Source organism: Streptomyces sp. M-16, from assembly GCF_052114405.1.
Classification (GTDB): Bacteria; Actinomycetota; Actinomycetes; order Streptomycetales; family Streptomycetaceae; genus Streptomyces.
Genome location: NZ_JBFRER010000181.1, coordinates 1 through 10,184, shown reverse-complemented (window position 1 = coordinate 10,184; position 10,184 = coordinate 1). Strand labels below are relative to the sequence as shown.

The 10,184-nt window shown below is 74.6% G+C and carries 10 protein-coding genes and 1 pseudogene; 3 read left to right on the top strand and 8 right to left on the bottom strand.

The genetic code is table 11. The features are described 5' to 3' along the window. Both AB4039_RS39780 and lepB read left to right on the top strand, forming a co-directional pair. Window positions 1–619: PTS sugar transporter subunit IIA (locus tag AB4039_RS39780; RefSeq protein ID WP_442273062.1), on the top strand; the 619-nt coding region annotated here is incomplete at its 5' end. A 174-nt stretch (window positions 620–793) separates the two neighbouring features. After that, a complete protein-coding gene (gene lepB, locus AB4039_RS39775; protein ID WP_266839385.1) occupies window positions 794–1,615 on the top strand; it encodes a signal peptidase I in 822 nt (273 codons plus the stop codon). A gap of 85 nt (window positions 1,616–1,700) precedes the next feature. Here the strand turns inward: lepB and AB4039_RS39770 are convergent, their stop codons facing one another. The 6 genes from AB4039_RS39770 to AB4039_RS39745 all read right to left on the bottom strand — a co-directional run bounded on the left by AB4039_RS39770 (window position 1,701) and on the right by AB4039_RS39745 (window position 7,424). Then, window positions 1,701–2,636 carry a cation diffusion facilitator family transporter gene (locus AB4039_RS39770; protein WP_266839387.1) on the bottom strand — a complete coding sequence of 312 codons (936 nt, stop codon included), beginning with the start codon at window positions 2,634–2,636 and terminating at the stop codon, window positions 1,701–1,703. Window positions 2,637–2,710: 74 nt separating this feature from the next. Continuing rightward, complete coding sequence (gene manA / locus AB4039_RS39765) at window positions 2,711–3,868, bottom strand: mannose-6-phosphate isomerase, class I (RefSeq protein ID WP_442273061.1); 1,158 nt, start codon at window positions 3,866–3,868, stop codon at window positions 2,711–2,713. 45 nt (window positions 3,869–3,913) lie between these two features. Beyond that, complete coding sequence (locus AB4039_RS39760) at window positions 3,914–5,047, bottom strand: SIS domain-containing protein (protein WP_266839391.1); 1,134 nt, start codon at window positions 5,045–5,047, stop codon at window positions 3,914–3,916. A 71-nt stretch (window positions 5,048–5,118) separates the two neighbouring features. Next, window positions 5,119–5,304: a Trm112 family protein gene (locus tag AB4039_RS39755; protein ID WP_266839393.1), complete on the bottom strand. Its 186-nt coding sequence runs from the start codon at window positions 5,302–5,304 to the stop codon at window positions 5,119–5,121. A 296-nt stretch (window positions 5,305–5,600) separates the two neighbouring features. After that, window positions 5,601–6,971: a phosphomannomutase/phosphoglucomutase gene (locus AB4039_RS39750; protein WP_442273060.1), complete on the bottom strand. Its 1,371-nt coding sequence runs from the start codon at window positions 6,969–6,971 to the stop codon at window positions 5,601–5,603. A 78-nt stretch (window positions 6,972–7,049) separates the two neighbouring features. After that, window positions 7,050–7,424: a DUF3499 domain-containing protein gene (locus tag AB4039_RS39745; protein WP_030231678.1), complete on the bottom strand. Its 375-nt coding sequence runs from the start codon at window positions 7,422–7,424 to the stop codon at window positions 7,050–7,052. A 309-nt stretch (window positions 7,425–7,733) separates the two neighbouring features. On the opposite strand from AB4039_RS39745, the gene AB4039_RS39740 reads away from it, so the two are divergent. Continuing rightward, window positions 7,734–8,117 (top strand): metallopeptidase family protein, encoded by a 384-nt coding sequence (locus AB4039_RS39740; RefSeq protein ID WP_266841677.1) that lies wholly within the window; start codon window positions 7,734–7,736, stop codon window positions 8,115–8,117. A gap of 146 nt (window positions 8,118–8,263) precedes the next feature. Here the strand turns inward: AB4039_RS39740 and AB4039_RS39735 are convergent, their stop codons facing one another. Further along, a complete protein-coding gene (locus AB4039_RS39735; RefSeq protein WP_266839395.1) occupies window positions 8,264–9,745 on the bottom strand; it encodes a DUF5719 family protein in 1,482 nt (493 codons plus the stop codon). Further along, window positions 9,742–10,184, bottom strand: a pseudogene (locus tag AB4039_RS39730) (hypothetical protein); the annotation flags it as partial. The pseudogene AB4039_RS39730 and the gene AB4039_RS39735, both read right to left, overlap by 4 nt.

The window sequence follows — 10,184 nt, the reverse complement described above, 5'->3', positions numbered from 1 at the left end:
CGGCGCGGCGGAGCGCCGCGGCGGCCCGGCGCCGGTACCCGCGCCGGCGCCCGAGCCCGTACTGGTGGGCGCGGGGGCCGGTGCGGACGGGACGGCCGTCCTCACGCGGGCCGCGCCCGTCACCGCCTCCGTCACCGCGGCCCCCGTAGCGCGGGAGGAGGCGGAGGTGCTGTCCGGGTACCTGACCGCGCGGACGGTCAAGCCGGAGCTGGTCTCGGACTCGAAGGAGGCGGCGATCCGGGAAATGGCCGAGATGCCGGCCACCACCGGCAACGTGCGCGACGTGGACGAGCTGGTCCGGGTCGCCCTCGCCCGCGAGGCGCAGGGGACGACCGGGCTCGGCGAGTCGATCGCGATCCCGCACGCCAAGACGGACGCGGTGACGCGTCCCACGGTCGGCTTCGCCCGGTCCGCCGAGGGCATCGAGTGGGGTGCGCTCGACGGTACGAAGGCCCGGCTGGTCTTCATGATCTCGGTGCCGGAGGCGGCGGCCGGGGACGAACACCTGCGGATCCTGGCGCTGTTGTCGCGCAAGCTGATGGACACCGGTTTCCGCGACCGGCTGCGGGGCGCGCCGGACCGGGCGGCCGTCCTGGAGGTGCTGCGCGAGATCCGTTAGCGGCGGTCCTTCCGCTCCGTCCCGTCGGGTCCCGTACCGCTCCGGTGCGGGACCCGGCGGCGTGCGCGCAGTGTCCGAATCGGTATGTACGTACTTGGCACACCAGCCCCCCGGCGGCATCGACGGCGTCCCGGTCGACCTACGATGCAAGGCAGGTACATCGGAAGGGACGAAATGGAACACAGGCCAGGACGCAGACGCGGGATCGCGGCGATCGTCCTGCTGGTGCTCGGAGCGGTCATCCTCGGCGGGGTGACGGTGGCGAAGGCCGTGAACCCGCCCTCGCGGTACACGGAGGGCAAGCAGGTCGGCTGGACCATGACCCCGACCTACACCAACGGGGAGAGCATCTACCTGGAACCGGTCGCCAAGGGGAAGCTGCAGCGCGGTGACGTCGTGCTCGCCTCCGTGCCGTGGTCCCTGCAGAAGACCCAGATGAACCGGGTCGTCGCCGTGGGCGGGGACCGCATCCAGTACAAGCCGAGCAGCAAGGTGGCGGGCCAGTACCGACTGGTGCTGAACGGCATGCCGCTGGACGAGCCGTACCTGGAGCAGTGGAAGAACCCCTCGGCGGTGGCCTTCAACGTGAAGGTGCCCAAGGGGTACGTCTTCCTGATGGCGGACAACCGGATGAACTCGGACGGCTCGCAGTACGCGAACAACGGTCCGGTCCCGGCGGCCGAGGTCACCGCGAGGGTCGTGCCGTACCCGATGGCGAAGCTGGCCGTGTGGGGGCAGCTGGCGGGCGCTCTGGTGATCCTGCTCGGCGGTGTGCTGGCGGGCGTGGCCCGGCGGGCGCGCGGGCGGGCCGGGCGGCCCGCCGCGGTCCCCACCGCCGCGGTCCCCGCCGCCGCGATCCCCTCTCCGGCTGCGCCGGAACCGGGCGAGGGCGGCGGTGAGGGGGCCGGCGAGCAGGCGCCCGTCGTCGCGCAGCCGGGTCCGGGGGACGCGCAGGCGCCGGCCGGGCCCGGTGGGCGCGCGGACGTGCCCTCGTAGGACCGGAGGACGACCTCCCGTACGGACAGGGGAAGGCCCCCGCGGCTCGGTGAGCCGCGGGGGCCTTCGCGTGTCCGGACCGGGGTCAGTTCCCGTCGGCCTTGGCGGCCTCGGGGTGGTAGATGTCCGGCTCCAGGTAGATGACGCGGGCGATCGGGACGGCCGCGCGGATGCGGGCCTCGGCGGCGTTGATGGCGTTGGCGACCTCGGTCGCGGTGTCGTCGTGCTGGACGGCGATCTTGGCGGCGACGAGGAGTTCCTCGGGCCCGAGGTGCAGGGTGCGCATGTGGATCACGCGGGTGACGGTGTCGCCGTCGACGAGGGCGGCCTTGATCTTCTCGACCTCTTCGGTGCCCGCGGCCTCGCCGAGGAGCAGGGACTTGGTCTCCAGCGCGAGCACGATGGCGATGACGATCAGCAGTACGCCGATGCACACGGTGCCGATGCCGTCCCAGACGCCGTTGCCGGTGAGCAGCGCGAGGCCGACTCCGGCGAGGGCGAGGACGAGCCCGATGAGCGCGCCGAAGTCCTCCAGGAGCACGACCGGAAGCTCCGGGGCCTTGGCGCGCCTGATGAACTGGCTCCAGGTCTGGTTCCCGCGGATCTCGTTGGACTCCTTGATCGCGGTGCGGAAGGAGAGGCCCTCCGCGACGATCGCGAAGACGAGGACGCCGACGGGCCAGTACCAGGCCTTGATCGGGTGCGGGTCGTGGATCTTCTCGTAGCCCTCGTAGACGGCGAACAGGCCACCGACGGTGAAGAGGACGATGGAGACGAGGAAGGCGTAGATGTAGCGTTCCCGCCCGTACCCGAAGGGGTGTTGGGGGGTCGCCTCGCGCTTCGCCTTCTTCCCGCCGAGGAGCAGCAGGCCCTGGTTCCCGGAGTCGGCCAGCGAGTGGACGCTTTCGGCGAGCATCGACGAGGAGGTGCTGATGAGGAATGCCACGAACTTGGCTACAGCGATGGCGAGGTTGGCGGCGAGTGCCGCCACGATCGCCCTGGTACCGCCCGACGCGCTCATGGGTGCCGATGTCCCTTCCTAGCCACTGACTACGGCCGCACATTGTTGCAGCTGCCTGTGCGGCCGACGCTACGTCAGAGGACCAGGGTGGCGCGGAAGACCGTACCAGAACCGGACAGTTCGACCTTTTCGCCCGCGGGGACGAAGACCGACTCGCCGGGGGCGAGGGTCAGTTCGCCGGCCTTGGGGGCCCCGGCGGTGCAGAGCAGGATCTGGGGGGCGGCGTCCGGGAGGGTGTGGGGGGCGCCGCCGGGGGCCAGGACGAAGCGGGAGAGGCGGAACTCGTCGATGGGGGTCTCGTAGACCTCCTCGGCGCCGCCCTCGGGGCGCAGGACGCCGGGGGCGCTGGGCTCGAAGACGACGACCTTGAGCAGCTCGGGGACGTCGACGTGCTTGGGGGTGAGGCCGCAGCGCAGCACGTTGTCCGAGTTGGCCATGAGCTCGACGCCGAGGCCGTCGAGGTAGGCGTGCGGGATTCCGGCGCCGAGGAACATGGCCTCGCCGGGCTGGAGCCGGACGTGGTTGAGGAGCATGGCCGCGATCACGCCGGGGTCGCCGGGGTAGTCGTGGACGAGGCCGGCGTACGGCGCGTAGGGGCCGCCGAGGCGCTCGGCGGCGGCCGCGGTCTCGGCGACGGTGCGGGCCATCTCCTCGCGGTCGGCGGTGAGGACGGCGGTGAGGACCTCCCGCAGGGCCGCCTCCTCGGGGTGGGCGCGCAGGAGGTCGACGTACGGCTTCAGGGAGTCGACGCCGAGGCCTTCGAGGAGGTCGGCGGCCTCCCGCGGCGGCCGGAAGCCGCACAGGCCGTCGAAGGGGGTGAGGGCGCAGATCAGTTCGGGCTTGTGGTTCGCGTCCTTGTAGTTGCGGTGGCCCGCGTCGATCGGGACGCCTCGGCGCTCCTCGTCCTCGAAGCCGGCCCGTGCCTGGGCGAGGTCGGGGTGGACCTGGAGGGAGAGGGGGGCCCCGGCGGCGAGGATCTTCAGGAGGAACGGCAGGGCGGGGCCGAACTTCGCGACGGCGGCGGAGCCGAGTTCGCCCTCGGGGTCGGCGGCGATGACGGCCGACAGGGTGGTCCCGCCCGCTCCGCGGTCGAGGCGGGAGGGGGCGCCGGGGTGGGCGCCCATCCACATCTCGGCCTGGGGCTCACCGGTGGGCTCGACCCCGAGGAGGGCCGGGATCGCGGTGGTGGATCCCCACGCGTAGGGGCGGATCGTGTTCGTCAGGCGGTCCATCGTCGTCTTCCTGGATCTGGTGTGGTGCGGGCACGGGTGTGTGCCTCAGCTGTGTCCCCGGGACGCCAGCGCCAGGTAGGCGGTGGCGAAGTCGGTGACGGCGAGGAGCTCGGCGAGCTGTTCCAGCTCGGTGCCCTCCTCGGGTTCGAGCTCGCTGACGGCCGTGTCGTGGCTGAGGGCGAGCTCGCGGGCGGCGGGAGCGGCGGAGAGGCCTCCGGCGGGCCGGTCGCGCAGCAGGACGACGCGGGCGCGCAGGGTCTGGGGCTCCTCGACGCGGTCGCGGAAGAAGTCCTCGGGGTCGGCTCCGGCGGCGAAGGCCCCGGCGAGCAGGACGCCGTGCGCGGGCAGGGCCTCGGGGAGGTCGGCCGCGAGGGCGGGGCGGCCGGCCAGTTCGGCGAGGGTGGCGGCGAAGCGGCGGCCGGCGGGGCCGGCTCCGGCGCCCTCGCTCCAGATGAGCGGCAGGGAGTCGGCGAGCTCCGCGGCGAGGGTCTTGGCCGGGTTGGAGTAGGTGGCGATGGCGGGGCCGCAGCGCTCGGCGGTGCGGTCGAGCCGGTCGGCGACGAGCTGGAGGGTCTCCGGGGCGGCGGAGACCAGCCCGACCTTGTCCAGGAGGACCAGCAGCGGGGTCAGCAGGGCCCACAGGGCGCCGGGGCCGGCCGCGGCGGACTCGTCGTACTCCTGGTACGGGGCCTTGGCCATCGGTACGAGGACCCCGTGCGCGCCGTCCACCGCCTCGCTCAGCGGGGAGCGCTCGGGGGCGACGGCGACCACGGAGCTGCCGCGCCGGTAGGCCTGCTCGGCGAGGACCGCGAGGCCGGGTTCGGTGCCGTCGGTGGTGACGATGAGGAGCAGGTCCACCGGTCCCGCCCAGCCGGGCAGCGCCCAGCGCAGGGCCCCGGCGGCGTGCGCGACGCCGGTGGGGTGCAGCCGGATCACCGGGGCACTGGCTCCCGCGAGGGCGCCGAGGAGGTCGGCGACGCCGGTGGCCGCGGTGCCGGGGCCGGCGATGAGGACGGCCCGGGGGCGCCCGTCGGGGCGCAGGTCCGCCAGGCCCGCCTCGGTCGCGTGCCGGGCGGCGGTGCGGACCCTCGCCCCGGCGTCGGCGGCGCCCCGGAGGAGGCCGCGGCGGTCGGCACGGGCGAGATCGTCCGGTGCGTCGAGGAGTGGCTCGTCGAGCATGGCGGCCTCCGGCGGTGTTGACGGCGTGTGCGGTCTGCGCTGCGCGGGTCGGGCGGTGCGGCGGGGAGGGGTTACGCGGGGCGGCGGGCCTCGTCCACGAGGAGGACCGGGATGCCGTCGCGGACCGGGTACGCGAGGCCGCAGTCCTGGCCGGTGCAGATCAGCTCGGGTGCGGTCTCGTCTGCCGAGTTGTCCCGGAGGGGGGCGTGGCAGGCGGGGCAGGCGAGGATCTCCAGCAGGCCGGCTTCGAGCGGCATGGGGCGGTTCCCTTCGGGGATACGGGTCGCGGATCGCGGATCGGGCGTGGTCAGCGTACCGCCGAGTCACCTGCGGTGCGGCTCGGAGGTGGGGGTGGGCCCGCCGGGCCCGGGGGCCCCGCGTCGGCGTGGCGGACTTCACGGGGCTCCGCCCCGGGCCCCGGGCCGCCCCCGGGAGGGCGGCGCGGGGACCGCGGCGGGTGCGGGTCCGTTTCCGGGGGCCCTGCCGCCGGACCCCCGCGCCTCGACCGCCGGCGGGGCCGGAGGTCGGCGGCCCGGCGCCGGGAGGGGGAACCTCAGGCGCGGACGAGCGCGAGGACCTCGTCGCGGATCTTGGCCAGGGTGGCCTCGTCGCGGGCCTCGACGTTGAGGCGCAGCAGCGGCTCGGTGTTCGAGGGGCGGAGGTTGAACCACCAGTCGGCGGCCGAGACGGTCAGGCCGTCGAGCTCGTCGAAGGTCACGCCCTCCTGGGAGGCGTACGCGGCCTTGACGGCGGCCGTGCGGCCCGCCTGGTCGGCGACGGTGGAGTTGATCTCGCCGGAGCCGACGTAGCGGTCGTACTCGGCGACCAGCGCGGACAGGGTGCCCTCCTGGCCGCCCAGGGCCGCGAGGACGTGGAGCGCGGCGAGCATGCCGGTGTCCGCGTTCCAGAAGTCCTTGAAGTAGTAGTGCGCCGAGTGCTCGCCGCCGAAGATGGCGCCCGAGGAGGCCATCTCCGCCTTGATGAAGGAGTGGCCGACGCGGGTGCGGACCGGGGTGCCGCCGTTCTCGCGGACGACCTCCGGGACGGACCACGAGGTGATCAGGTTGTGGATGACGGTGCCGGTGCCGCCGTTGCGGGCCAGCTCGCGGGCCGCGACCAGGGCGGTGATGGCGGACGGGGAGACGCCCTCGCCGCGCTCGTCGACGACGAAGCAGCGGTCGGCGTCGCCGTCGAAGGCGAGGCCGAGGTCGGCGCCCTCGGCGATCACGCGGGCCTGGAGGTCGACGATGTTCTTCGGGTCGAGGGGGTTGGCCTCGTGGTTCGGGAAGGTCCCGTCCAGCTCGAAGTACATGGGGACGAGGTCCAGCGGGAGGCCCTCGAAGACGGTGGGGACGGTGTGGCCGCCCATGCCGTTGCCCGCGTCGACGACGACCTTGAGGGGGCGGATCGAGGTGAGGTCGACCAGGCCCTTGAGGTGCTCGGCGTAGCCGGGGAGGCTGTCCAGCTCGGTGACGGTGCCCGGGACGGTGCCGGCGGGGATCGCCGGGGCGCCCTCGTCGGTCCACTTCTCGGCGAGCTCGCGGATGGTGGCGAGACCGGTGTCCTGGCCCACGGGGGCGGCGCCGGCCCGGCAGAGCTTGATGCCGTTGTACTGGGCCGGGTTGTGGGAGGCCGTGAACATGGCGCCGGGCAGGTCCAGCTTGCCGGAGGCGTAGTACAGCTGGTCGGTGGAGCACAGCCCGATCAGGGTGACGTCCACGCCGCGGGCGCAGGCGCCCCGGGCGAAGGCGGCCGACAGGCCGGGGGAGGAGGGCCGCATGTCGTGACCGACGACGATCGCCGTGGCGCCGGTGACCTCGACGAACGCAGCACCGAACAGCTCGGCCAGGGGCTCGTCCCACTCGTCCGGTACGACGCCGCGTACGTCGTATGCCTTGACGATGTTCGAAAGATCTGCGGCCACTGCCTGCCCTCCTGAAGGTTCTGTGCGGTGGAGCAAACCTACCCTGTGCACGGAGCGGCTTTTCAGACGATCCCGGTGTCAGGAGTCGGGCGAACGCAGGACGCGCAGGTGACCGCGGCGCGTCTCGCCGGTCACCTGGGGACCTTGACCGGAACCGCCCGCTTCGGCCGCGCGCTCCGGCGGACGGGCCGCCTCGCGCACGGCGTTCGCGAGGGCTTCCAGGTCGTCACCGCTGGGGCGGGACGGGCCGGAGCCGTCCGACAGGCGGACGACGTCCCAGCCGCGCGGGGCGGTCAGGCGCTCGGAGTGCTCGGCGCACAGGTCGTAGCAGTGGGGTTCGGCGTAGGTGGCGAGCGGGCCGAGAACTGCGGTCGAGTCGGCGTAGACGTACGTCAGTGTGGCGACGGCAGGGCGGCCGCACGCGGTGCGCGAACAGCGACGTACAAGGCTCACGACGTTGGACGGTACCGCACTCTTGACCGGGCCGCGACGACTCGCCCCCCGGCCGGTCCCCCGTGTCGCCTCCCACGACGGGTCCGGCGGGGGCCGTCGGGTCCGCGCCGGTGCCCGGTCCGGGCCGGATCGTCCGGGGTGTGACACCGCCGCGACACCGGGCCGTGACCGGATCGAGGCCCTTCCGGGAGGTGGGGTGCGGGCTACCCTGCGGGGGTGACGGACAGCTCCCTTCCTCCCCGCCCCGTTCCCTCCGCCGAGCACCCCCACGAGCCGCGGCCGCGGCGGCGCGACCGGCACGGCCGGGGGATGCGGGGGCCGCTCGCGCCGCCGCAGGTGCCGCTGTCGGCGAGCCGGGCGGAGCTGTTCGGTGACCTCGTACGGGATTCCGTGGAGCGGCTGGAGCGGCGCTGGGCGCAGCTCGCCGAGGTGGAGTTCGTGATCGCGGACGTGCCGGGGCCGCCGGGCGGCCCCGACGCCGGGTGGAACGACGAGGCGGTGCCGCTGGGCGGGCTGGTGGAGGCCCAGGAGGGGCGGCCGGCCCGGATCGTGGTGTTCCGGCGGCCGGTGGAGATCCGGGCGAAGACGCGGGACGAGCGGGCGCTGCTGGTGCACGAGATCGTGGTCGAGCAGGTGGCGGAGCTGCTGGGGCTGTCCCCGGAGACCGTGGACCCCCGGTACGGGCAGGACTGAGGCCCGTACCGGGACGCTGGTCAGCGGTGGTCAGCGGTGGTCACAGGTGGCGGAGCTGCTGGGGCTGTCCCCGGAGACCGTGGACCCCCGGTACGGGCAGGACTGAGGCCCGTACCGGGACGCTGGTCAGCGGTGGTCAGCGGTGGTCAGCGGACGAGGATCGAGGGGTCCTCGACGGCGCGGGGCACCGAGACGGTGGAGCGGTCGTCGCCGAAGGTCTGGACGGTGAACATCGGGATGCCCTCGTGCGGGAGGGTCAGGATGCGGGCCGCGTGGACGGGGCCGCCGGAGAGGGTCTCCAGGGTCAGGGCGTAGGCGCCCTTGCCGCCCGCGGGGGCCGGCGGCGGTGACACCGCGAGGGTGGTGCCCGCCTTGACGGTGACCTCCTTGACGGCGCTCTCGCCGCCTTCGGTCCCGGCCGAGGCCGTGATGCGGACCTTCGCGTCGGCGCCGCCCGAGGCGGTGAGGGCCAGGGCGGTGGCCTTGTCGTCGACGCGGTCGTCGGCGACGGTGGCCCGGGCGCCCACGGGGACGGCGGCGGGGATGAAGCCCAGTTCCTGCTTGGCGCCGGTGCCGCGGACCACGCGCAGGGCGGCGACGACGGGGACGGCCTTCTTCGGGTCGGCGGGGGCCAGCAGCAGGGAGCCCGCCTCGCCGCGGGTCACGTCCTTCAGGTCCACGCTCGCGGTCATGCCCGCCTTGAGGTGCAGCTGCTCGGCGCCGGCCGGGCTGATCGAGCCGGTGGGGCCGGCCAGCTTCAGGCGGAGGTCGGCGTCGTCCTCGCCGGGGGCGAAGGCGATCAGGCGTACGGAGGTGGCGTCGGCGGGGATGCCGGGCAGGACGGCGGAGCCCGCCGGTCCGGCCGAGGCGGGCAGCCAGTCGGCGCCCACCCCGTCCTCGCCGATCTGCGCGGAGGCGCCGACCCGGCCCGAGCCCGTCGTCACGTGCGCGGTGACGTCGGTGAGCGGGGCGTCGGGGGCGAGGGAGGACAGCAGCACCTTGGTGGTGGAGCGGGGGTCGACCGCGATGACGGTGTCGGCGGTGCCGGGCTTGCCCTTGACGAGCCCGTCGGGGCCGTACAGCTTGACGTCCACCTCGGCGACGGTGTCGTCCGGGTTGGTGAGGTGGATGTAGTCCTGGCGCCCCTTGGCGGTGCTGACGCCGGGGAACCAGAAGTCGGTGCCGGGTGCGGTGCAGGCCACGCCGAGCAGGCCGCGGGCCTGGCCGACCGCGACCTTGGTGGTCTGCTGGGCGGTCCAGCCGGGGGCGAGGACCCCGTCGGCGGTGCCGGTCAGCGCGGGCGCCTCGGCTCCGGAGGCGGTGGCGCCGACGGGCCTGCCGGGCTCCTTGGGCTGCAGGACCGTCTTGCCGTCCTTGGTCAGCAGCCGGGCCGTGCCCTTGCCCGCGCCCTTGCCGGGGGTGAGGGAGGTGTAGGTGGTCTCGGCGATGTCGGAGGAGCTGGGCGCCGGGCACACCAGCACGGACCGCTCCACGGGCATGCGGGCGGCGGGCGGGCCGCCGGTGCCCCCGGCCGGGGTGGCGGCGGGGGCGGTGAGGACCGCCAGGCCGCAGGCGGCGGCCAGGGCGGCGGTCACGGCCGCGAACGTGAGGGGGGCGCGCTGCTTCACTGCTGGGGGCTCCCGTCCGGACGCGGGTCGGGCTGTCCGTAGGTGTCGTACGGCTGCTGGTCGTACTCGTACGGGTGGGGCGGCTGCTGCTGCGGGAAGCCGAACTGCTGCCGCTGGTCGTACGGCTGCTGCGCGTCCGGGTGCGGCGGGGCGGCGTAGGGCTGGGTGTACGGCTGGGTGTACGGCTGGGCGTACTGCTGGGCGTACGGGTCGCCGTGCTCCGCCGGCTGCTGCGGCGGCTGCTGCCCGTCCCCGTACGGGGACGGGGACGGGGACCAGGGCTCCTGGTAGGCGTACGACTCCTCCCCGTACACCTGCTGCGCCGGGATCTGCGCGTACGGGTCGGCGACGGCCTCGGCGGGGGCCGGTTCGGGCGCGGGCTCCGCGGGGGCGGCCCGGCGGGCGCGGCGGCCCTGTCCGGGCACGCTCGCCCCGGCGC